This is a genomic window from Polyangiaceae bacterium (genome assembly GCA_015075635.1).
Lineage (GTDB): Bacteria > Myxococcota_A > Polyangia > Polyangiales > Polyangiaceae > JADJKB01.
In genome coordinates this window covers 698,079-719,602 of record JABTUA010000003.1, presented here as the reverse complement: position 1 = coordinate 719,602, position 21,524 = coordinate 698,079, and the positions used below count along the sequence as shown (strand labels likewise).

The following is a 21,524-nucleotide window of genomic DNA, read 5'->3' as shown; positions in this document are numbered from 1 at the left end:
TCTGGCTCATGGACAACGCCCCGGTCCGCGCAGGCGACGTGCTCGCCGGCAAGTTCGAGGTCGAGCGCGTGCTCGGCGAGGGCGGTATGGGGGTCGTCGTCGCTGCCCGCCACCTCGAGCTGGATCAGCGCGTGGCGGTGAAGTTCCTGCTGCCGGAGATCGCCAAGCGCAACGACGCCGCCGAGCGCTTCCGGCGCGAAGCCCGCGCGGCGGTGAAGATCAAGAGCGAGCACGTGGCGCGCGTCCTCGACGTGGGCAGCAACGAAGACGGCGTGCCCTACATGGTGATGGAGTACCTCGAGGGGCACGACCTCGGCGACGAGCTGCGTGAGCGCGGCCAGCTCCCCATCGAGGAAGCGGTGCGCTACCTGCTCGAGGCCTGCGAGGCGGTGGCCGAGGCCCACGCCGCCGGCATCGTGCACCGTGACCTGAAGCCCGCGAACTTGTTCCTGGCGCGGCGCGCCGACGGCACGCGCCTGGTCAAGGTGCTGGACTTCGGGATCTCGAAGTCGGTCTCGGGTGGGTCCGCAGCGGACCTGTCGCTGACCGCGACCTCCGCCTTGATCGGCTCGCCGCTCTACATGTCGCCGGAGCAGATGCACTCCGCGAAGAGCGTGGACACCCGCACCGACATCTGGTCCCTGGGCGCGATCCTGTATCAGCTCCTGGCGAACCGCCCGCCGTACGTGGCGGAGTCCATTCCTTCGCTGTGCAGCGCGCTGCTCAATGACACGCCCCCTCCCCTATCGGACTTCCGCGATGACGTCCCCGCGGGGCTCCAGGAAGCGATCTCGAAGGCGCTGGCGAAGGACCGGGGGGTCCGGTGGCAGAACGTCGCCGACTTCTGCGTCGCCCTGGTGCCCTTCGCGCCGGGCTCCAAGCTCCACGCCGATCGCGCGGGGCGCGTGCTCGCCACGCAGCTCGGGACGTCCCTGCCGACGGCGACCGAGCGCACCAACCCGCCTGTGCCGAGCGACGTCTCGGTGGCCGTGTCGAGCGAGTCGTCCATCGAGAACCAGCCGACCGAGGCCAGCTCGACCAAGCCAGCCGCGGAGAAGACCCTGGATTCCTGGGGCAAGACCGGCGCTTCCAGCAGCAGCCCGCCGGAGCGGCGCTCGCGCCCGATCGCCGCGCTCGCCGCCGGCGCCGTCGTCGCGCTCGGGCTCGTGGCCTGGGGCGTCAGTCGGACCACCGCCACCGCGACGCCCAGCGCAGCGCCCGCCGGCGAGCCGCCGCGCGTCGCCGAGCCCGCAGCGGCAGCGACTCGAGACCCCTCGCCTGCCGTCGAGCCGGCACCCGTCGCCCCGGCGCCCGCCGACAGCGCGGCCGACGCGGCGGTGGCAGCTCCCTCGCCCCCTACTCCAAGACGTGCTCCCACCCATGCAGTCGTCCCCTCCGAGCGCCCGAGCAAGCCGACCACGCAGCCCACTTCCGCCCCGTTCGGCGGCCGTCGCTGAGCGCGGCATGATCCGCTCGGTGCGTCGCTCGCTCGCCGTCGCCGCGCTCGCGCTCGCCGGCGTCGCGCGCGCGCAGAGCGCCGACAACAAAGTCGCCGCCGAGGCGCTGTTCGACGAGGCGCGCAAGCTCGTGAGCGACGGCAAATACGGCGCGGCCTGCGCGAAGTTCGAGCAGAGCCAGCGGCTCGATCCCGGCATCGGCACCCTGCTCTACCTGGCGGACTGCTACGAGAAGGCGGGACGCTTCGCCAGCGCCTGGGCCACCTTCCGCGAGGGCGCCTCGCAGGCCCGCGCCGCCGGGCAGGCGGACCGCGCGACCTCCGGGGAGCAGCGCGCCGCGGCGCTCGAGGACCGGCTCTCGCGCCTGGAGCTGCGCGTCGCGCCAGAGAACGCCGCGCGCGAAGGCTTCGTGCTGCGCCGCGCTGGCAACCCCGTACCCAAGGATCTCTGGAGCGTCTCCGTCCCGGTGGACGGCGGCGAGTGGGCCATCGAAGCCAGCGCGCCCGGGGCCAGGAGCTGGTCGAAGAAGGTCACGGTCCGTCCGGAGCGCGACGCCGTCAGCGTGGAGATCCCCGCGCTCGAGGCGGAGTCCGAGGCGGTCCCGCCCCCGGCGACGGAGCAGCCGCCGGTTCAGCCGGTGGTGACGCCGGCACCCTCACCCACCTCGCCTGCCCCCGACGAGGAGCCCGCCGGCGAGACGCAGCGGACCATCGGGCTCGTGGTCGGCGGTGTGGGCCTCGTGGGCGTCGGCTTCGGGACGTACTTCGGGCTCCGCGCCATCTCGAAGAACTCCGACGCGAAGGAGCTGTGCGACGGCGCCGTCTGCAACGACCGCCGCGGCGTGACCTTCACCGACGAGGCCCGCGACGCCGCCACGCTCTCGAACATCACCTTCGGCGTCGGCTTGGCGGCACTGGTCGGCGGGACGGTGCTCTACCTGACGGCCCCCTCCGGCGGAAGGAGCGCGATCCACGTCGCGCCTCGCGTCGGCAAGAACGCCGGCGGGCTCTGGCTCGGAGGCAACTTCTGATGCGCCGGTTGCTCGTTGCCTCCGCCCTGGCGCTCGGCTGCCAGAGCATCGCCGGCATCGAGGAGCGCCGCTTCGAAGAGCCCGAGCAGGCGAGCGCGGAGTGCAAGGTCTACTGCGACGAGGTGATGCAGAGCTGCACCGGGAAGATCGCCGCCTACCCCGATCGCCCGACCTGCATCGCCACCTGCGCCAAGCTGCCCAGCGGCGAGACCAAGGCGGACAACTCGTTGGAGTGCCGCACCGAGCAGGCCGTGCTCGCCGGCTCGAGCGGCGAGCCGGCGTCGCACTGCAAGGCCGCCGGGCCCTTCGGCGCCGAGATCTGCGGCTCCTCCTGCCAAGCGTACTGCACGCTCCTCTCCGCGGCGTGTCCGGACAAGCTCACGGGCATCAGCGACTGCGCCGCCGCGTGCGCGGGGCTCCGATCGGACGCGGTCTTCGACCTCGGGACGCTGAAGAGCGGGGACAGCCTGGAGTGCCGCATCGCCTACGCCTCCCTCGCCGCCAAGGATCCGACCGGGCACTGCGCCGCGGCCGCCTTCAAGAGCAGCGCTTGCGCGGATCCGGCCGGCGACGCGCCCGACTGCGAGGACTTCTGCGAGCTGGTCGGCGTGGCCTGCACCGGCGGAAACCAGGTCTACGAGAGCAAGGCTCAGTGCCTGGCGGTGTGCGCGGTCCTCGACAAGGGCACGAACGCCGATCAGGTGGAGGACACCGTCGGCTGCCGGAAGTACCACTCGTACAACTCCATCGCCGCCCCCGCCCAGCACTGCCCGCATGCCGGCCCGGCAGGCGACGGGCACTGCGGCAAGGACAACTGCGAGGGCTACTGCCAGCTGGTGTCGAAGACCTGCAAGACCGAGTTCGACGCGACCTTCGGCGACTCGACCAAGTGCCTGGCCGAGTGCGGCAAGCTGCCGGGGGCGAACGCCGACACCTGGAACAAGACGGCGACGACGGGCGACACCGTGCGCTGCCGCGCCATCAACGCCGCGCGCGCCAGCGAGACACCCGCCGCGTGCGCGGCCGCCCTGGGCGGCGGCGAGTGTCAGTGACCGTCACGAGGCGTCCGGCTTGACGCAGCGGTAGAACGCGCGCGGCTCTCGTTCCACGCAGCTCACGTTCCCCTTGCCGTCGTCGCGCCGGTCGTTCTAATACGGCGACGACGTGCTCTCGGCGAGGATGGACTCCAGCGAGCTCCACATGGCCTGGATCGACTGGAAGCGATCGTCCGGATCGACGGCCAGGGCCTTCTGGACCCAGACGTCGATGCTCGGCGGCAAGCTCTTTCTGAGGGCCCTGAGGCTCGGCCGCTCGCCGGTGGTGGCCCAGCGACAGAGCTCCAGCATGCTCTTGGTCGGGAACGGGACGTCGCCCGAGAGACAGCGGAAGACCAGCACCCCGAGCGAGTAGACGTCGATGCGCTGATCGAGGTCCTTGTTGCCGCGCCAGGCCTCCGGCGCGATGTAGCTGGGGGTTCCGGCGACCATGCCGGTCGCGGTCAAGGTCTCGATGCCGAGCATCTTGGCCAGGCCGAAGTCGAGCAGGCGCACTCCGCCTCCCGCGCGCGGGTCCACGATGAACACGTTGCTGGGCTTGAGATCGCGGTGGATGATGCCCTGAAGGTGCGCGGCGGTCAGCGTCGCCGCGACGGGCCGCAGGATCTCCAGCATCTTGCTCGGTTTCAGCTGGCCGCCGCGGGCCTCGGCGTCGGCCAAGAAGGTCTCGAGCTCCTGACCCGTCAGAAGCTCCATCACGATGTACGGAGCGCCGGTGGGGGTGCGCCCGAAGGCGTGGACGAAGATGGCGGCCGTCCCCCTGAGGCGCGCCAGCGCCTGAGCCTCGCGCTCGTAGCGGCGAGCGAGCTCCGGGTCCGGGGTCTGCTTCATGACCTTGATGGCCACCTCCGCCCGGGTCTCGAGATCCCGGCTGCGGTAAACCACGCCGTAGGCGCCCGAGCCGATCTCCGAGATCAGCCGGTAGCGGCCGTCCAGCTCGTCGCCAGCCTTGACCATGGATCGCGAACGATAGCTCAGTTTCCGAGCGCTGACTTGTCGTCCCTGCCCGGGCCGCTCTAAGTTTTTCTCATGTTCCGAAGCTTCGCCGCCGCGCTCTGCCTGCTGGCAATTGGGTGCGGGCCCGCGAGCCCCGGCCCCGGCGCTGGCAAGGCGGGGCTCTGTCGGTCGGAGCAGGAGTGCGAGGCCGCCTGCCGGGTCGAGGAGCCCGCGGCCTGCTACGCGCTCCTCTACCTGTACTCGCGGGGGGAGGCTGGCCCGGAGAGCGCCAAGAAGGGGCACGAGCGCCTGACCGAGAGCTGTGAAGCGAAGGACGCCAACGGCTGCCGGCTGCTCGGCGCCGCGCTGCTCGAGGGGCTCGGCATCGAGCGCAACCGGAGCGCGGCGCTGGCCGCTTTCACCCGCGCCTGCGAGCTCGGCCGCGACGCGGACTGCGCGGTGGCCGGCGAGATGCTTTGCAATGGCCGCGGCACCAGTCGGGATCCCGCCCGGGCGCGCGCCCTGCTCACGCGCGGCTGCGATCGCGGCAACGGCGCGAGCTGCACCGAGCTCGGCAACATGGCGCGCCACGGCGAGGGCGAGGCGAAGAACCCCGGACGAGCAGCGGCGCTGTACCAGAAGGCCTGCGACCAAGGCGACGCCGTCGGCTGCGGCCTGCTCGGGACGCTGCTCGGCGGGGACGAAGGCATCGCCGGAGATCCGGAGCGGGCCGCGCGAGTGTTCCGCAAGGCCTGCGACGGAGGGGTGGCCATCGCCTGCACGGGGCTCGGGGTGATGCTGGCGAAGGCCGACCCCGCGGAGGGCGCGAAGCTCCTCGAGCAGGGCTGCTCCGGCGGGCAGACCCCAGCCTGCGCGTACCTCGCCACGCTCCTGTACGAAGGCAGCGGCGTGCCCCGCGACGTGCCCCGCGCGGTCGAGCTCCTGCGCCAGAGCTGCGCCAAGAACCTGCTCGAGAGCTGCACGCTGCTCGGCACCATCCTGGCAGGAGGCAAGGGCGTGCCCCGGGACGAGCCGGGCGCGGCCAAGGCCTACGAGCGCTCGTGCGACGGCGGCGACGCCCTGGCGTGCTCGGGGCTGGGAGCGCTGCTGCTCATGGGGCGCGGCATCCCTCGCGACGACGCCCGCGGCACGTCGCTGCTCTCGCGCGCCTGCGACGCCGGGCGGGCCGACGCCTGCGGCGTGCTGGGCGCGCACTACGTCGCCGCCGGCAAGGACACGCTGGCGCGACCGCTGCTGGAGAAGGCGTGCAGCGGGGGGCACGCGTCGAGCTGCGAGGTGCTGAAGGGGTTGGGGCAGGCGCCGTCACAGTGAGGTCCCCGAGATCGCAGCTTCAGCCTCGGGTTTCGCTCTATTCGCGCCCCGTGTTTGCTGCCGCGCCCTACCTCGGTCGAGGTTGTTGTCGAGACGCACTCGGGGAGCGCCAGGCGAAAATTCCCACTTGACGGGGGAGTGCGCCGGCCTCGCCGGTATTCTTGTGGGTCTTGGTCTCAGTGGCGGATCGCGATCTGCTCGTGCCAAGACAGCGAAAGTCGAGTCAGAAGATCACTCTCGCGCTCTTGTAGTACTGGCATTCGTCACCCAGCGTCTCGTAGGTCACGGCGCGGCTACCCTCGAAGATCACGCCACCGGCCTGATCGACGATCCGGAGAGACCAGACGTCACCGTCCTTCGGAGACTCCGCGGTCCTCGTGACGCCAAGCCGCCAGCCGCTGGTTCCCTGCTCGTACGAGAGCGTCAATCCGTTGGCGAAGTGGTGCGGGTTCGAGGCGGTGAGCTCGGCGGTCGCGCAGCTGGAGTTCTGACAAACGGTCACCTCCCACTTGCTCGCTGCGACGAATGGGGTTCCGACCTCGAGATGGACGGTGTCCATGATGAGGACACCGCTGCAGTCCTCGCTACCGCACCCCAGACTGCTGGGCAAGCCGCCGAGCACGAAGACTGCAACTCGCAGAGTCCCACGCGTCATGGGACCTCGCTCGGAAACCACGTGTACCCCAGCGGCGTGTCCAGCCGCCCGCCGACGATGGCGCGGTGCAAGGGGTTGGCCTCCAGGTAAATCGCGACGCTGGCCTTGTCCCCCGCGTGCTTCGAGGTCTTGAGCAGCTCCTGGCGCGCGCGCTGCGCGGCTCGCTTCGCGGCGCTGGTGCGGCCCAGGCGTGCGAGCAGGATGGCTTCCATCCACTGCGCCTCCAGCACGGTGCCGAACGGGTCAGAGAATTGCTGGCGGCGCTCTTCGCCGACGTCGAGCGCGCGCCGCGCCTGGGCGAGCGCCGCTTCGGGATCGCCGACGCGATCCAGGAGCATGGCAGAAGAGGTGAAATACCGCGTGCGAGTCTCGGCCAGATCGCTCGCCGCGTGGAGCGCCTCGAGCTCGTTCGCCACACGCCCCGCTTCTTCCAGATCGCCGGGGCCGCCGCGCATCGCCAGCGCGCGCACCAGGCCAGGCATCGCGTGGGAGTCCGCCATGGCGTTGGACCGAGAGCGGTTCATGCGGTGGGCGGAGCGGTACAGCTCCACGGCCGAGTCGAGCTCACCGCGGAGGGCGTGCAGATCCGCCGAATTCGAGTGGGCGAGCGCCACCACCATCGGCTCGTTCTGACCGGCCACCTGCATCACCGCCGAGAGCTCGCGCTGCGCTTCGTCGAAGCGCCCGAGCGAGAGGTAGATACCCCCCAGATTGTTGCGGGTGAGGAGCACCGAAGCGCTGAGCCCCAGGCGCTCCTTCAGCGTGAGCGAGCGCTGGAGCGCGCTCACCGCCTCGGGGATCAGGCCGGCCCAGTGGCAGACGGTGCCCAGGTTGTTCAAGGCCTTGGCCTCGCTCTCCGGGCTGCCGCCGTCGCGCGCAGCGCGCACCGCGCGGCGGTAGACGCGAAGCGCGCGCGGGATGTCGCCGGTCTCCCGCGCGGAGTTGCCGATGCAGCGCAGGGACTCGCTCATCGCCACCGGGTCCTGTGCCGCGCGCGCCGCGCGCAGCGCGCGCTCCGCGTAGCCTCCGGCCTGGCCCGCCTTGCCCAGGAAGATGGCCGAGAGCGACGCTCCGAGCCAGGCCCGCGCCTCCAGCCGCGCGTCGGCCGCCTGCTCAGCGAAACCCGCCGCGGACTCGAAGGACAGGATGGCTCGATCGAGATGACCGTAGACCTCGTCCGCGCGAGCCAGGACCCAGGTCAGCTCGGACAGCAGGCGGGCGTCGCCGAGGGCCGTGGCCTCTTCAAGAACCTGCTCGGCCTCGCGCCGGGCCGCCTCGGCCTCTCCGCGGTCGAGCGCGAGCCGAGCCTTGCGGACCAGCGTCGCGACTCGCTCGGCGGCGTCGAGCGCGCCGAGGCGCGCGAGCAGCGCGTTCAGGGCTTCGTCCGCGCCCTCCTTGATGCCGGCGAGCAGGCACAGGTCGAAGCGCCTCAGCCAGGTCGAGGCCGGGACCTCCCCCAGGCTCCGCTGCCAGCCGATCTCGAGCGCCACGGCCGTCGCGGCCTGGTCGGGTCGCCCGCTCTTCTCGGCGAGCTTGGCGGCCTCGGCAGCCGTACGGATGGCCAATCTCAGCTCGCGCGCGCGGGCGAAGTGGTCGGCGGCCTCGAACAACACGCGGAAGTCACCCTCGGCGGTGCCGCGCAAGTGCCGGCCCGCAGCCAGGTAGGCGCGCGCACGCTCGCGCTCCGGAGCGCCCGCCAGCACCACGTCCCGGAACCGGTCGTGCATGGCGTAGGCGGCGCGCCCCTCACGGTCGTAGCGCTCTTCGAGCACGCCGGCGCGCACCAGCCGCCGAAGGGCGGCGCCGGCCAGGCTCGCGTCGAGCTCGGCCACCGCGCCTGCCGCGCTCGCGACGGCCTCGCCACCCAACACGGCCACGCCCAGCGCCAGCGCTCGACAGTCCTCGTCCAGACCGCTCACCCGCTGCCCCAGGACCTCTCCGAGCGGGAGCGCCGGGATTGGCCGGACCACCTGCCATTTCCCCTCGTGTCGCACGATGGCTCCGGCGTCGAGGGCGAGGCGCAGCGACTCCTGTACCTCTTGTGCCGTGTGCGAGGCCCGCGCCAGGCTCTTGCCGAGCTCGGTTCCCGCGAGCAGGTCGCTCTGCCCGAACATCGACTCGATCAGGCGCACGCTGGTCCCTGGCTCGAGGGCGTCGCAGGTCAGGAGCTCCGCGCCGAGCAGGCTCGAGAGCTCGTCGGCGGCCTTGCCCGGCCGGGTCGCGAGCACGAACGCCGTGCGCGCCTTGCTGCGTCGAGCCGCGCCGATCAGCTGCGCGATGAGGCCCAGCGCGTCGGCGTCGGCCCAGTGCAGATCTTCGACCACCAAGAGACCCGGCGCTCGCTCGAAGCGCAGCGCGATGGCGCGTCCCAGGCCGTCTATCCGGGCCTGGCGCGCGCGGTCGGGATCGACGGCGACGGTGATGCGCTCGCCGCGCTTGCGCAGCTCCGGGAGCGCTCGCGCCAGCTCGCGTCGATCGTCGTCGTCCAACCGCGCGGCCACGTCGTCGTTGATCACGGCCCGGGCGATGGCGGGGAGCACGCCCTTGGACAGCCAGGTCCGACGCACTTCGACCTCGACGAAGGTGCGCCAGGCGAGCTGCACGCGCTGGCGCACCTCGCGCAAGAGCCGCGATTTCCCGCTGCCCGCCTCGCCGCTGAGCACGAGCACGTGCGCGCTCGGCTCCAGGTCGAAGCCGAGCTCGAGCAGCCGCGCGTGCAGCGCGGCGTGACCCACGAAGCGCCCGGAGAGCACGTAGCTCGCCAGCGACTCCGCACCTTCCGCCTCGAGCTCCTTGCCGTTGGCCGAGGCGAGGGCCCGCGCCACCTCGGCCGCGCTGGCGTAGCGGGCTCCGGGCTCCTTGGCGAGCAAGCGCTCCACGACCGCCGCCACCTGCGGGTTCACCGTCTCGGGCGACGGCAGCTCGGGTACTCGCGCCATGTGCGCGCTCAAGATCTGTGAGTGCGTCCCCTCGAACGGCACGCGCCCAGCGAGCTGGCGGTAGAGCGTGATGCCGAGCGAGTACAGATCCGAGCGGGCGTCGAGCGGTCCACCGGAGATGGCCTCCGGCGGCATGTAGGCGAAGGTGCCGACCAAGAGCCGCTCTTCCCCCGTGCCCAGGGCGCGGGAGATGCCGAAGTCGAGCAGCGTGAGCTGGCGGGCCCTCTGGTCGACCAGGATGTTGGACGGCTTGACGTCGCGGTGCAGGATCCCGCGGCCGTGGAGGTACTCGAGCGCGCGGCACAGCTGCGCCCAGATCGGCACGGCCTCCGGGTCGTCGGGGCGGAGCCCGGTCTGGTTGAGCGGCACGCCGGGCGCGAGCTGCTGCGTGAAGTAGGCGACGTCCTGGCGGACGTGACCGAAGTCGTGCACCTCGGCCAGGTTGGGGTGCTTGAGGCTCGCGAGCAGCGCGAACTCGCTCTTCAGGATCTCCACGGCGCGGGAGCCGGCGTCGTGCAAGCGGGCCAGCTTCAGGGCCAGGGGGCGGCCGTCCCCGAGCTCGTCTTGCACCCGGTAGACCTGTCCGAACCCGCCCTGGCCGAGCAGCGCCTCCACTCGATAGCGTCCGACGATGCGGTCTCCATCCGCGAAGAGCCGCTCGTCCGGGCGCGGCGCCGAGCGCGGGCCCGACTCGACTACCGTCGGGCTCTCGGTCACGATGGTGACGTCGCCGGGGCGCGCGGACATGAGCACTCAGTCTAGACTTGCCAGCGCCTTCGTTCTAGCGCTGCTCGGCCTCGCTTGTGCGAGCGATCCTGCCCGGTCGGCGCCGAGCACCGTGGTCTTGCCGGAGGTGTCCCCAGACCCGTCACCTTCACCCGAGGCGCCACCGCGCCGCCAGGCGCAGCCTGCCCCAGCGAGCCCCAGCGACGCCGCGCGCGCCGAAGAGCTCTTCCGGCAAGGCCGCGCGCTGATGGGTCAGGGCAAGTACGCCGAAGCCTGCGAGGCGTTCGCCGAGAGCATGCGCTTCGACCCCGCGCTGGGCACGCTGCTCAACCTGGCGACCTGCGCCGAGCGCTCCGGCGACGCTCCGCGGGCTTGCTCGCTCTTCGCGCAGGCCCGCGACATGGCCCGCGACAACGGGTCCGCCGACAGGGAGAAGTTCGCGGCGACTCGCCTCTCGCAGCTCGGCTGCCCCTGAAGTGTGAGAGACTCCGCCGCCGTGAGCCTGCTCGAGATCAGTCGCACCTTGTGCCGCCGGGTGGACCGGCTCACCTTCGCGGCTCCGGTCACCCACGTCTACAACCCTCTCGCCTACGCGCGCCTGCCCCACGAGCAGTACCTGGAGCGCTACGGCAGCGGGAAGAAGCGCGTGGTCTTCCTGGGCATGAACCCGGGTCCCTTCGGCATGGCGCAGACGGGCGTGCCGTTCGGCGAAGTGTCGCTGGTCAAGGACTGGCTCGGCATCGAGGCGAGCGTGAAGAAGCCGAAGCGCGAGCACGAGAAGCGTCCGGTCGAGGGGTTCGCGTGCCCGCGCTCGGAGGTGAGCGGGGCGCGGCTCTGGGGCTTCTTCCGCGACAAATTCGCCACACCGGAGCGCTTCTTCCGAGAGCACTTCGTGGCGAACTACTGTCCGTTGGCCTTCATGGAAGAGAGCGGGAAGAACCGCACGCCGGACAAGCTCCCGGAGCGCGAGCGAGCTCCGCTCTACGCGGCGTGCGATGCGGCGCTGGTGGAGCTGGTCCGAGCGCTGGAGCCCGAGCTCGTGATCGGCGTCGGGGCGTTCGCCAGAGAGCGAGCCGCTCGTGCCCTCGCGGGCGCGGGCGTCAGCGTCGCGACCATCCTGCACCCGAGCCCGGCCAGCCCGCGGGCGAATCGCGGCTGGGCCGCGGCAGTCTGCCAGGAGCTCTCGGCGCTCGGTGTGCGCGTGTGACGCCGCTCCGCTGGCTCCCCGGTGCAGCGCTCGCGGCGCTCCTCGCCTGCCTCGTGCTCGTTCAGTGGCGACTCTCGCCACCGGCAGCGAAGCCCGCCAGCGCTCCGCCCGGAGAGTTCAGCGCGGAGCGGGCCTTCGCCGTGCTCGAGCGCGTCTTGGCCGAGAGGACCCCACACCCGATGGGCAGCGCCGCCCAACGGCGGGTACTCGAACGCATCGAGGCGCGCCTCGCGGAGCTCGGCTGGAGCGTCCGGGTGCAGCGCGCGCCGGTTTGCAGTCGCTACGGCGCCTGCGGTTTCGTCGAGAACATCCTGGCGGAGCGCCCGGCGCCGCCCGGCCCGCGCGTTCTGCTCGCCGCGCACTACGACTCGGTGCCGGCGGGCCCCGGCGCCTCGGACGACGGCATCGGCATCGCCGCGCTACTCGAGGTCGCCCGCGCTCTCGGGCACCGGCCGACGCGCCTGCCGGTGATGTTGCTCTTCAGCGACGGCGAGGAGGCCGGCCTGTTGGGCGCCGAGGCCTTCGTGCGGGACGAGCTGCCGCGCCAGGAGATCGCGGCGTTGGTCAACGTCGAGGCCCGCGGCACGTCCGGTGCCGCGCTGCTGTTCGAGACCAGCGGGCCGAACGACTGGCTGGTGGGGGCGTTCGCGCGAGCCAGCGGGCGCCCCGTGACGAGCTCGCTGTTCCCGGCGGTGTACGAGCGGCTGCCCAACGACACCGACCTCAGCGTGTTCAAACGCGCCGGCGTGCCTGGCGTGAACCTCGCCAACATCGGCGGCTTCGGGCGCTACCACACGCCGAAGGACGACCTGGATCACCTCTCGCTCCGGACGCTCCAGCACCACGGGGACGCCGCGCTCGGGCTCGCTGCCGAGCTCGGCCCGCGGTCTTCCGACGCCCAGCCCGCGCTCTTCTTCGACGTCCTGGGCCTCGGCGTGGTGCGCGCCCCGCTGTCGTCCGCGGTCTGGCTGCACGCGGGCGCGACGGTGCTCTGGTTGGTCGCGCTCGGGCTCGCCTTCCGGCGAGGCGCGCGGGCGACTCGCTTCCTGAAGAGCTTCGGGCTCTGGCCGCTCATCATCGGCGTCCTCACGCTCCTGGGCTACGGGCTCGGCGCGAGCCTGTCCGCGGTAGGAGCGCTGGGCTCCGGCTTCCCGGCGCATCCCCAGCCGTTCTTCCTCTGCCTGGCCGCGATCATCGTCGCGCTCTGCCTGCTCGCGCTGACGCTGGTCGAGACGGGCGGGCAGGAGCTATGGCTCGCCGGTTGGACTTGCGTCGGTTTCGCCGGATGGGGCGCGCTCGCCGTGCTGCCCGAGGCGAGCTTCCTCTTCCTCGTGCCCTGGCTCGCTGCGGCGCTCGGCGGACTGGTCACGCGGGGCGATCCCCGTCGGCTCGGGCTCGTCGTGCTGCTGCCCGCCGTGGTCGCGCTGCTCTTGTGGCTCCCGGTGTTGCTGCTCGCGCACGATGCCCTCGGCCTGACCGCCCCCGCGCTGTTTGCGGCCTGCGCCTGGCTCGCCGCGGGCGGGCTCGCTCCGGCGCTCACCCAGCTCGGGGCACGCCCGCGGCGCTTCCTGCTCGGGTTCTCGGCTTCGGTGGCGCTGCTCTCGGCGGTCGTCGCTGCCAACGTGCCGGTGTTCTCCGCCGAGAGCCCGCAACGGCTGAGCCTCGCGCTGCACCTGGACGCGGACACGGGTCGCGCTCGCTACCTCGTCGATGCCTCGTCGGGTCCGGTACCGCGGGCGCTCGTCGAGGCAGGTCGCTTCGCACCCAAGGTGATCGACTCCGCGCCGAGCTTCATCGGCTGGCGGGCGGAGGCGCTGGAAGCGGCCGCGCCAACCGTCGAGCTACCGGCGCCCGCGTGGGAGCGCGAAGGCCAGCGCGTGCGCGTGCGCTCCGAGCGGGGCGCGAGCACGCTGACCCTGCGCTTCGAGCCCGAGTCGGGACTTCCCGTCGTCGGCTTTCACGGGCTGCCGGCTCCCTTGCGCCCGGGCGCGCGCTTCCGCTCGCTGACCTTGCTCGGCGTGGGTCCCGAGGGCGCCCTGCTCGAGCTGAGCGGCAGCGGCAGCGCGCTGCTCTCGGACCACAGCCCGGGCCTGCCGCCGAGCGCCGCGCCGCTAGCTGTCGCGCGACCGGCTTGGGCCGAGCCGTCTCAGGCCGGGGACGAGACGCTGGTCAGCCGCAAGGTGAGGTACTGACTCGGGCTTCGCCGTCTCGCGGAGCCCAGTCTGGGCCGAAATCTCGCCCTATCTCGAGCGCTCGATTCGGGGTAAAACGCGCCCCCGTGCCGACTTTCACTTGGGACGTCGATCCGATCCTCGCGCGCCTCGGACCCATTTCGCTGCGCTGGTACAGCTTGCTCTTCGTCATGGTGTTCTTGGGCGGCTTCTGGCTGCTCAAGTGGCAGGTGAAGCGCGGCGACGGCGACGAGGAGGACGCGGGCGACTTCATCGTCTACGGCGTGCTCGGCGTGCTGGTCGGCTCCCGGCTCGGGCACGTCCTGTTCTACGACTTCGACAAGGCCCTCCGAGACCCGCTCTGGGTGCTCAAGATCTGGGAGGGCGGGCTCGCCAGCCACGGCGCGGTGCTCGGGCTCATCTTCGCGATGTACCTGTTCTGCAAGCGTCGCGGCATTCCGTTCCTGGAAGGCTCGGATCGCTTCTCGTACTCCGCGGCGCTCGGCGCCACGCTGGTACGCGTCGGCAACTGGTTCAACTCCGAGATCGTCGGCAAGCCCACGGATGGAACCTGGGGTGTGCGCTTGCCGCGCTTCGATCGCGTGCCGGATCCGCCGCTCCGGCACCCGAGCCAGCTCTACGAGGTGGCCCTCGGCCTGTTCGTGCTCGGCGCCCTCTACGTGTGGGACAAGAAGCTGGGCGAGGAGAAGCGCCCCCGCGGCGCGATGATCTCCATGTTCTTCGCGCTCTACTTCCCGGGGCGCTTCGTGGTCGAGTACTTCAAGGAGCACCAGACCCACGAACCCACGCCGTTTCTGACCATGGGCCAGTGGCTCAGCATCCCCGGTGCGTTGCTCGGCTTCTACGGGATCTGGTGGGCGTTCAAGACCCGTTACCCCGCCGGCTGGGTCACGCCCGAGTACGACGACGAAGACGAGGACGAGGACGAGGACGAAGACCTGGACGAGGACGAGGACGAAGACCTGGACGAGGACGAGGACGAGTCCCCGGCGCCGCCGCCAGCGAAGAAGGGCGCGGCCAAGAAGGCCGAGCCCAAGAAGGCCGAGCCCAAAAAGCCCGCGCCCAAGAAGGCGGACGACGACGACGACGACGACGATGACGACGACGACGACGACGAGTCTCCCGCGCCGCCGCCAGCGAAGAAGGCCGAGCCCAAGAAGGCCGAGCCCAAGAAGGCCGAGCCCAAGAAGGCCGAGCCCAAGAAGGCCGAGCCCAAGAAGGCGGGCGACGACGACGACGACGACGACGACGACGACGACGACGACGACGACGACGACGACGACGAGAAGAAGAAGTAGCTCGGCAGCGGATGTGGGCGGCGGGTGTCGGCGTGGCCGGAACGCGGTCGGCTGTTCCTGTCGGCGTGACCGGAACCCGGTCGTCCGCCCCCGGACAGGTCGGCTGTTCCTGCCCGCGTGACCGGAACGCGGTCGTCCGCCCCCGAACAGGTCGGCTGTTCCTGCCCGCGTGACCGGAACGCGGTCGGCCGAGCTCGGTTCCGCGAGCGCATGCGCGGCTGAGCGCCGCGCCGCGCCGCACCCCGCGGGCGCTCCGTCGCGCCTCGACGCACCGCGCGCCGGGTTCCGCGGTGCGCCTTACTTCGCTTCCAGGGTGGGAAGCGGGAGAGCCTCGAGCTCCTTCTTGAGCTCCTCCCAGCGTTTGGGCGGTGCGAGCAGGTCGTACTCCGTGGAGCAGGCCTTGGTGTCCCAGCCGCGCATCACCTCGTCGGCGCGGACGAGGGCGTCGCCGCGACTCTCGCCGGTGAGGCGACTGTACACGTAGAGGCGCGCGGCGACGGAGAGCGCATTGAGCGGGCAGATCCTGGACCTGTTGCCGGTCCTCTTGACGGTAGCGGCGTCCTTCTGCGCGGCCTTCCGGCGCTCGGCGTAGAGCGGCGCGAGCACGGCAAGATCCTTGGCGTAGCGAGCGCCGTTCCATCGCTCGACCCCCCGCACCTCGACCAGGAGGGCGCTCGACGGACCGCAGGAGGCGCGCGAGCAGGGAGCGATGGTGAGCGACGCGAGGCGCAGCTCGAGCTCGGGCACGCCGTCTTTGTCGTCGTCGCGCAGGCAGGTCGGGCACTCCGGCGCGACGGCGGCGGCCTTGAATGCGTTGCCGTCCAGCTCGAGGACCAAGGGCTTCGCGACCCCGCAGTTGGCCCCGCAGGGAGTCAGGTGGATGATCACGGACCGCGAGCCGTCGCCGCGCAGATCCCAGAGCAGCGAGCCCGAGCGCGTCTTCATCACGTCCACGATGCCGCTCTCGCTGGAGACCACCTGATAGGCGCCGGCTCCGACGGCGTCGATGCGTGCGAGCTTGTACGCGGGGGCCTTGGCGGGCGAGGGGTCGTAGATCACGAGCGCGGCGTGGTGGTCGGGGATCTCGACGACCTCGCGGACCACCCAGCCGGCGCGCTCGGCGTCGCTCTTGGCGTGCTCCAGGTTGTCGCGGAAGCTGGCGAGCGCCGGATCCGGCGGCGCTGTCGGCGTGCGCGGAGGGGGCGGTGCGACGTGGACGGGCTCGCTGCGGGTCGCAGGCGGTGTGCAGCCCCCGAGGGCGACGAAGACGAGGAGCGCCCTCGCCGCGTTCACCCCAGCACGTCCGCCACGGTGTAGAGCTTCGCGGGCTTTCCGGCGAGGAAACGCGCCGCGCGCAGCGCGCCGTGCGCGAACAGCTCGCGGCTCGATGCCCGGTGCGACAGCTCGATGCGCTCGCCGGGCCCGAGCAGGTACACAGTGTGATCGCCGACCACGTCGCCGCCACGCACGCCGAACACGCCGATCTCGTCGGCGGGGCGCGCGCCCACGTCGCCGTCGCGGCCGTGGATCTCGTTCAGGCCCCCGCGCGCCTGCTTGGCGGCCTCCGCCAGGCGCTTGGCCGTGCCGCTCGGCGAGTCCACCTTCTTCTTGTGGTGGATCTCCACGATCTCGACGTCGTAGTCGGCGCCCAGGCGGCGCACCGCCTGCGTCACCAGCTCCGCCAGGACCTGCACGCCCAGGCTCATGTTCGGCGCCCAGAGCACCGGAACGCTCTCCGCGGCCTTCTCGAGCTGCGCCTTGGCCGTGGCGTCGATGTTGGTGGTCCCGCTGACCACCGCCACCTTCTGCCGCGCCGCGACGCCAAGCAGGCCCGAGACGGCTCGGGCCGTGGAGAAATCGATGACCACCTCGGCGCCGAGCAGGCCCGACGCCGCGTCCGCGCCGACCGCGACGCCGAGCGTGCCGAGCCCAGCGAGCTCACCGATGTCGCGACCCAGGTTCGGGTCGTCCGCCGCCGCGACGGCGCCCACGAGCTGATCGCCGGCGGCGTGCGCCAGGCGCGCCACCGTGAGCCCCATGCGCCCGGTGGCGCCGAAGAGAGCGAGCTTCACTTCTTCCGGTACTCCTCGAGGGCGCGGGACACGGCCTCGCGACAGCCGGCGCTGGCCTCGACCAGCGGCAAGCGCACGCCCGGCTTCATGCGGCCCTCGAGCGCCAGCGCGGCCTTCACCGGCTGCGGATTCGGCTCGACGAACATGGCGCGGTGAACCGGCAAGAGCGCCAGGTGCTTCTTCTTCGCTTCCTCCCAGCGGCCGGCCAGGGCGTCGGCGCACACGTCCGAGACCTCCCGCGGCAACAGGTTCGAGGTGACGCTGATCACGCCCTTCGCACCCACCACCATCATGGGCAAGGTCAGCGGGTCGTCGCCGGAGAGCAGCGTCACGCGACTCGCCGCCCGGCGCAACAGCTCCTGGCACCACATCACGTTGCCGGTGGCGTCCTTGATGCCGACCACGTTCGGGCTCGAGTCGAGCAGCTTGAGCGTGCTCTCCACGGTGAGCTCGATGCCGGTCCGACCCGGGATGTTGTAGAGGATGATGGGCGCGCCACCGACCTCCTTGGCGATGGCCTGGACGTGGCGCACCATGCCCTCTTGCGACGGCTTGTTGTAGTACGGCATCACGATCATCACGCCGTCGGCGCCGGCCTCGAGCGCGGCCTTGGAGGCGTCGATGCTCTTCTTGGTGTTGTTGGAGCCGGTGCCGGCGAAGATGGGGACCTTGCCCTTGGCCAGGCTCGCGGTCCGCTTCACCAGCTCGCGCTGCTCGCTGTCGCTCAGCGTCGGCGCCTCGCCGGTGGTGCCGCAGGGCACGATGCCGGAGATGCCGCCCGCGAGCTGCGCCTGGATCAGGCCGTCGAAGGCGGCCCAGTCGATCTCGGAGAGGTCGTCGTTGAAGGGGGTCACGACGGCGGTGAACGCGCCGGAGAGGGTGATCGCTGCCATGGCGGGCACTATTCGCGCGGGGCGGGCCGGACGCAAGCCGTGGAAGCTCGGGGCGTCCTGTAGTATGCGGACTCGGGTTTGGAGGGATCGATGAAGCTCTGGGGAGTCTTGGGGGTAGCGTTTCTACTGGTCGCCGCGTGCGGCTCGGACGACGGCGGAGGCAGCAGCAGCACCGGCGGCGCCGGCGGCGCGGGAGGCTCGGGGGGAGCCGGCACCGGCGGGGGCGGCAGCGGGAACTGCCCGGCGGATCCCCTGTCGGCTGCAGGGCAGAGCTGCAGCGTGGCCGGGCAGAGCTGCGGCACGTGTGCCGACGCCTGCGTCGGCTGCGACATCGTCACCTGCATCGGCGGCGTCTGGAAGACCACCACCGTGCCCCCCGATCCCAAGGCCTGCACCGACGGCGGCCAGAAGAACTGGTGCAGCCTGGAGTCGATGGTGCTCTGCAAGTCGAACGAGTTCTGCGACTTCTCGGACGTCTGCGGCGTGACCAAGACCGGCTACTGCACCGCCAAACCGACCACCTGCGACACCTCCTGCCCCGGCGTGTGCGGCTGCGACGGCAAGAGCTACTGCAACGAGTGCGAGGCGCACAAGGTCGGCGTGGACGTCGATCCTTCGTCGAGCAAGTGCGGCGACGCCGGACAGAGCGATGCCGGCAGCGACGCGACGACCGACGCGGCGACCGACGCGACGACGGACGCGACGACGGACTGATCACCGTCGCGCTAGCGACGCCACGAAGTAGCCGTCGGTGCCGTGCCGGAGCGGCGTCAGGCGCAGGCTGGTCGCCTCGCTGCCGGCGAGCGCGACCAGCTCGCGTGCGTCGAACGGCACCGGTGCGAGCAGGTCGGCGACGCGCGCGACCACCTCCTCGGCCTCCTCGCGAAACACGCTGCACACGGCGTAGACGACGCGGCCGCCGGGGCGCGCGAGCGACGCCGCGTGGCGCAGGATGCGGGTCTGAAGCTGGCCGAGCCGCTCCGGGTCGTCGGGACCGAGCCGCAGCGCGATCTCGGGCCGCCGGCGCAGCGTGCCGCTGCCGCTGCACGGCGCGTCCACCAGGACGCGGTCGAAGTCCGAGGGCAGGTCACCCACGCCCACCGACAGGTCCGCGGCGCGCGTGCTCGGCGCGGGCAGACCGAGGCGGCGGTGCTCGGCGGCGAGCTCGGCGAGCTTCGCTGGGTGGAGGTCGCTCGCCCAGAGCTCGCCGGTGCCGGCGAGCTGCTCGGCGAAAAGCGTGGTCTTCTGCCCGCGCCCGGCGCAGGCGTCGAGCACGCGCTCGCCGGGCCGTGCGCCCAGCGCGAGCGCCACCACTTGTGCGCCCTCCTCTTGCACGACGAAGCCCGTGGAGCCGCCGGCGCGGCGGCGCGGATCACCCTCGCCGCGCGTGAGCCGAGCGAGCGGCGAGACCTGGCCGCGCTCCGCCTGCTCGAGCCAGTCTGGCAGCGAGCGCCCGGGGCGGATCCGCACGCACACCGCCGGCTCGTCCCCGGCGGCGCCGAGCAGCGCTCGCATCTCGTCCTCACCCACGTCGCGCGCGAGCCGCTCGCGGAGCCACGCCGGGGCGCTGGCGAGGATCGCCGCAGCCTTGTCGAGGTGGGGTCCGCCGGCGGCGAGCTTGCGCAGCACCGCGTTGGCGAAGCCGGCGAGCTTGTCACCGCGATCGGCGCGGACCAGGTTCACCGCGGCGTCCACGGCGGCGAAGGGCGGCACCCGATCGAGCATCAAGATCTGATAGGCGGCCACCAAGAGGTGCGCGCGGACCGTGCGGTCGGTCTTGTCGATGCCCCGCGGAACGAGCGCCCCAAGCCGCTCCGAGAGCACCTTCTGCGTGCGCAGTGTGCCGTAGGTCAGCTCCGTGGCCAGCCCGCGCTCCCGCGGGTCGAGCTGCGGGTGCCGGGCCAGCTCGGCGTTCAGCGCGGCTGCCGCGTAGGCCCGGTCCTTGTCCACGCGCAGGAGCACGCGGCCGGCGATGGCGCGCCCGCTCGGGGCGCTCATCCCGCCAGGTCGCGGATCTGCCCCACGATCACGTCCCAGCGCTTCTCCACGTCGTTCTTGAATGCCAAGAGCATCAGCCCGAACAGGATCGCCATGCCGACGATGTGGGCGATTTCCCGGACTCTGAGCGGCAAGGGTCGCCGCATCACGCCTTCTATGGTGAAGAACATCAGGTGCCCGCCGTCGAGCACGGGGATCGGCAGCAGGTTCAACAGCCCCAGGTTGATGCTGATCAGCGCCATCACCCAGACGAAGAAGTCGGGGCCCTTCCTGCCTTCCTCGCCCGCCACCTCGTAGATGGTGATGGGGCCGGACAGCGTCTTCAGGCTCATGCGTCCCTGGATCAGGCGCACGATGCTGACCAAAGTGAAGCGCGTCACGTCGATCGTCTCTTCGACGGCCTTCGACAGCGCATAGCGGAACGGGGACGGGTGCGCGACGAAGTCCTCCGGCGCGAGCGGCAGCCAGTTCTTCACTTGGAGCACGTAGCGCGCGAAGGCCTGCCCGTGCTCGTCCACGATGTCCTCCCGCCGCATCTGGAAGGTGCCGCTCTTCTCGCGGCCGTCCTTCGCCGACAGGTAGTCGATGCGATGCGGGCGATCCGGCGCGGCCACCAGCCGCTCCCGGAAGGTGGACCAGGCGGGCAGCACCTCGTCGTCCAGCTTCAGGATCTTGTCACCGGGCCGGAGCCCCGCCTTCGCCAGGTAGTTGTCTTCGGGGACGATGGCCGCATACAGGTCTGCCAGCTCGATGCCCGTCAGGCTCATCAGATCCGAGCCCGCTGGGTCGGGTGTGAGCGCGACCACGCCGGCCTCGTAGATGGCCATCTCGGCCAGGCCGCCGAGGGCGCCGGGGAGCGTGACGGGCCGGAGGTAGGTCACCGGCAGCGTTTCCCCGCGATTTTCGGCGAAGGCCGCGTCGAGATCCCGGAAGCGACGCACCGGTTGCCCCGCCACGTGGGTCACCACGTCGAAGGTGCGGAGCCCCGCTCGATAGGCCGGCGACTCGGTGCTCGGGATGCCGATCACCGCGGCCGGCGCGCTCGGCTGGATGCCGATGGTCCCGACCCGCTCGATGAGGTCGAGCTCGCGCCGCTCGATGGTCTCCTCCGCGGTGACCTCGACCTCGACGTGTTTGTTGTCGCGGAACACCCGGAAGCGCAGCGGCTGTGCCGGGCTCTTGGCGATGATGCGCTTGAGCTCGTCGAAGGTGCCGACGTCCTCTCCGTTCACGCTCATGATGCGGTCGCCCGGCAAGAGCTTGCCGGCCGCCGGGTGTCCCGGCAGCACCACGCCCACCGTCGGCGGCAGGAACGGTCCGTCCGTCACGAAGACGGAGAAGTAGAGCAGGATCGGGAACACCAGGTTCATCACCGGCCCCGCCAGCACGACCAGGATGCGCTTGTAGACGGGCAGCGACTCGAAGGTTCGATGCCGGTCCTCGGGGAGCACGATGTCGCTCTTCGAGGCCTCGAGCATCTTCACGTAGCCGCCGAGCGGGAGAAGGCTGATGCAATACTCCGTCTCGCGGCCCCTGAGCTTCAGGATCTTCGGCCCGAAGCCCAGGCTGAAGGTGAGCACCTTCACGCCGAAGGCCTTGGCCAGAGCGAAGTGCCCGAGCTCGTGCACGAAGATCAGCGAGCTGATCAGGATGACGAAGTAGAGGAGGTCCATCGCCCGGGCCGCACTCGAAGCCCCGGCTCTAGCCGATGCCGCGGCTCGACGCCAAACTGGG

17 protein-coding genes are annotated in these 21,524 nt (G+C 71.6%); 9 read left to right on the top strand and 8 right to left on the bottom strand.

What is annotated here, in order from left to right; genetic code table 11:
* The first annotated feature begins 8 nt into the window (after positions 1–8).
* From HS104_33880 to HS104_33870, 3 genes are read left to right on the top strand one after another with little or no spacing between them, the layout of a single operon-like run.
* Positions 9–1,457 carry a serine/threonine protein kinase gene (locus HS104_33880; protein MBE7484946.1) on the top strand — a complete coding sequence of 483 codons (1,449 nt, stop codon included), beginning with the start codon at positions 9–11 and terminating at the stop codon, positions 1,455–1,457.
* A gap of 19 nt (positions 1,458–1,476) precedes the next feature.
* Positions 1,477–2,487, top strand: a complete 1,011-nt coding sequence (locus tag HS104_33875) for a hypothetical protein (GenBank protein ID MBE7484945.1) — start codon at positions 1,477–1,479, stop codon at positions 2,485–2,487.
* A complete protein-coding gene (locus tag HS104_33870) occupies positions 2,487–3,539 on the top strand; it encodes a hypothetical protein (GenBank protein MBE7484944.1) in 1,053 nt (350 codons plus the stop codon). Before HS104_33875 ends, HS104_33870 begins: the two co-directional genes overlap by 1 nt.
* A gap of 96 nt (positions 3,540–3,635) precedes the next feature.
* Here the strand turns inward: HS104_33870 and HS104_33865 are convergent, their stop codons facing one another.
* On the bottom strand, positions 3,636–4,499 hold the full coding sequence (locus HS104_33865; protein MBE7484943.1) for a serine/threonine protein kinase: 864 nt from the start codon (positions 4,497–4,499) through the stop codon (positions 3,636–3,638).
* A gap of 72 nt (positions 4,500–4,571) precedes the next feature.
* Between HS104_33865 and HS104_33860 the strand changes: the two genes are divergently transcribed.
* Positions 4,572–5,810, top strand: a complete 1,239-nt coding sequence (locus tag HS104_33860; protein MBE7484942.1) for a sel1 repeat family protein — start codon at positions 4,572–4,574, stop codon at positions 5,808–5,810.
* A 223-nt stretch (positions 5,811–6,033) separates the two neighbouring features.
* On the opposite strand, the gene HS104_33855 is transcribed toward HS104_33860, so the two are convergent.
* Both HS104_33855 and HS104_33850 read right to left on the bottom strand, forming a co-directional pair.
* Positions 6,034–6,465, bottom strand: coding sequence for a hypothetical protein (locus tag HS104_33855; GenBank protein MBE7484941.1), 432 nt, complete (start codon positions 6,463–6,465; stop codon positions 6,034–6,036).
* Positions 6,462–10,151, bottom strand: coding sequence for a protein kinase (locus HS104_33850; GenBank protein MBE7484940.1), 3,690 nt, complete (start codon positions 10,149–10,151; stop codon positions 6,462–6,464). Before HS104_33850 ends, HS104_33855 begins: the two co-directional genes overlap by 4 nt.
* On the opposite strand from HS104_33850, the gene HS104_33845 reads away from it, so the two are divergent.
* The 4 genes from HS104_33845 to lgt all read left to right on the top strand — a co-directional run bounded on the left by HS104_33845 (position 10,150) and on the right by lgt (position 14,827).
* Positions 10,150–10,605 carry a tetratricopeptide repeat protein gene (locus HS104_33845; GenBank protein ID MBE7484939.1) on the top strand — a complete coding sequence of 152 codons (456 nt, stop codon included), beginning with the start codon at positions 10,150–10,152 and terminating at the stop codon, positions 10,603–10,605. The genes HS104_33850 and HS104_33845 overlap by 2 nt on opposite strands.
* Positions 10,606–10,626: 21 nt before the next feature.
* A complete protein-coding gene (locus HS104_33840; protein MBE7484938.1) occupies positions 10,627–11,337 on the top strand; it encodes a single-stranded DNA-binding protein in 711 nt (236 codons plus the stop codon).
* Positions 11,334–13,529, top strand: a complete 2,196-nt coding sequence (locus tag HS104_33835) for a M20/M25/M40 family metallo-hydrolase (GenBank protein MBE7484937.1) — start codon at positions 11,334–11,336, stop codon at positions 13,527–13,529. Before HS104_33840 ends, HS104_33835 begins: the two co-directional genes overlap by 4 nt.
* 86 nt (positions 13,530–13,615) lie before the next feature.
* Positions 13,616–14,827 (top strand): prolipoprotein diacylglyceryl transferase, encoded by a 1,212-nt coding sequence (gene lgt, locus HS104_33830; GenBank protein ID MBE7484936.1) that lies wholly within the window; start codon positions 13,616–13,618, stop codon positions 14,825–14,827.
* 297 nt (positions 14,828–15,124) lie between these two features.
* Here lgt and HS104_33825 read toward each other — a convergent pair whose 3' ends face one another.
* Genes HS104_33825 through HS104_33815 form a run of 3 tightly spaced genes read right to left on the bottom strand, consistent with a single transcriptional unit; the run spans position 15,125 to position 17,792 of the window.
* Positions 15,125–16,120, bottom strand: coding sequence for a hypothetical protein (locus HS104_33825; GenBank protein ID MBE7484935.1), 996 nt, complete (start codon positions 16,118–16,120; stop codon positions 15,125–15,127).
* Positions 16,117–16,866, bottom strand: a complete 750-nt coding sequence (locus HS104_33820; protein MBE7484934.1) for a 4-hydroxy-tetrahydrodipicolinate reductase — start codon at positions 16,864–16,866, stop codon at positions 16,117–16,119. The genes HS104_33825 and HS104_33820 overlap by 4 nt, the downstream gene beginning before the upstream one ends.
* Positions 16,867–16,895: 29 nt before the next feature.
* Entirely contained in the window at positions 16,896–17,792 is an 897-nt protein-coding gene (locus tag HS104_33815) for a 4-hydroxy-tetrahydrodipicolinate synthase (protein ID MBE7484933.1), read from the bottom strand.
* A 90-nt stretch (positions 17,793–17,882) separates the two neighbouring features.
* On the opposite strand from HS104_33815, the gene HS104_33810 reads away from it, so the two are divergent.
* Positions 17,883–18,506, top strand: coding sequence for a hypothetical protein (locus HS104_33810; protein MBE7484932.1), 624 nt, complete (start codon positions 17,883–17,885; stop codon positions 18,504–18,506).
* Here HS104_33810 and HS104_33805 read toward each other — a convergent pair whose 3' ends face one another.
* Together HS104_33805 and rseP are read right to left on the bottom strand one after the other, a co-directional pair.
* A complete protein-coding gene (locus tag HS104_33805) occupies positions 18,507–19,790 on the bottom strand; it encodes a Sun protein (GenBank protein ID MBE7484931.1) in 1,284 nt (427 codons plus the stop codon).
* Positions 19,787–21,463: an RIP metalloprotease RseP gene (rseP, locus tag HS104_33800; protein ID MBE7484930.1), complete on the bottom strand. Its 1,677-nt coding sequence runs from the start codon at positions 21,461–21,463 to the stop codon at positions 19,787–19,789. The genes HS104_33805 and rseP overlap by 4 nt, the downstream gene beginning before the upstream one ends.
* Positions 21,464–21,524 lie beyond the last annotated feature (61 nt).

Excerpts from the sequence above, each read along its gene's own strand:
- HS104_33880 (MBE7484946.1), top strand. The coding sequence starts at position 9 with ATGGACAACGCCCCGGTCCGCGCAGGCGACGTGCTCGCCGGCAAGTTC.
- HS104_33870 (MBE7484944.1), top strand. The coding sequence starts at position 2,487 with ATGCGCCGGTTGCTCGTTGCCTCCGCCCTGGCGCTCGGCTGCCAGAGC.
- HS104_33865 (MBE7484943.1), bottom strand. The coding sequence starts at position 4,499 with ATGGTCAAGGCTGGCGACGAGCTGGACGGCCGCTACCGGCTGATCTCG.
- HS104_33860 (MBE7484942.1), top strand. The coding sequence starts at position 4,572 with ATGTTCCGAAGCTTCGCCGCCGCGCTCTGCCTGCTGGCAATTGGGTGC.
- HS104_33855 (MBE7484941.1), bottom strand. The coding sequence starts at position 6,465 with ATGACGCGTGGGACTCTGCGAGTTGCAGTCTTCGTGCTCGGCGGCTTG.
- HS104_33845 (MBE7484939.1), top strand. The coding sequence starts at position 10,150 with ATGAGCACTCAGTCTAGACTTGCCAGCGCCTTCGTTCTAGCGCTGCTC.
- HS104_33850 (MBE7484940.1), bottom strand. The coding sequence starts at position 10,151 with ATGTCCGCGCGCCCCGGCGACGTCACCATCGTGACCGAGAGCCCGACG.
- HS104_33820 (MBE7484934.1), bottom strand. The coding sequence starts at position 16,866 with ATGGGGCTCACGGTGGCGCGCCTGGCGCACGCCGCCGGCGATCAGCTC.
- HS104_33815 (MBE7484933.1), bottom strand. The coding sequence starts at position 17,792 with ATGGCAGCGATCACCCTCTCCGGCGCGTTCACCGCCGTCGTGACCCCC.
- HS104_33810 (MBE7484932.1), top strand. The coding sequence starts at position 17,883 with ATGAAGCTCTGGGGAGTCTTGGGGGTAGCGTTTCTACTGGTCGCCGCG.
- HS104_33805 (MBE7484931.1), bottom strand. The coding sequence starts at position 19,790 with ATGAGCGCCCCGAGCGGGCGCGCCATCGCCGGCCGCGTGCTCCTGCGC.
- rseP (MBE7484930.1), bottom strand. The coding sequence starts at position 21,463 with ATGGACCTCCTCTACTTCGTCATCCTGATCAGCTCGCTGATCTTCGTG.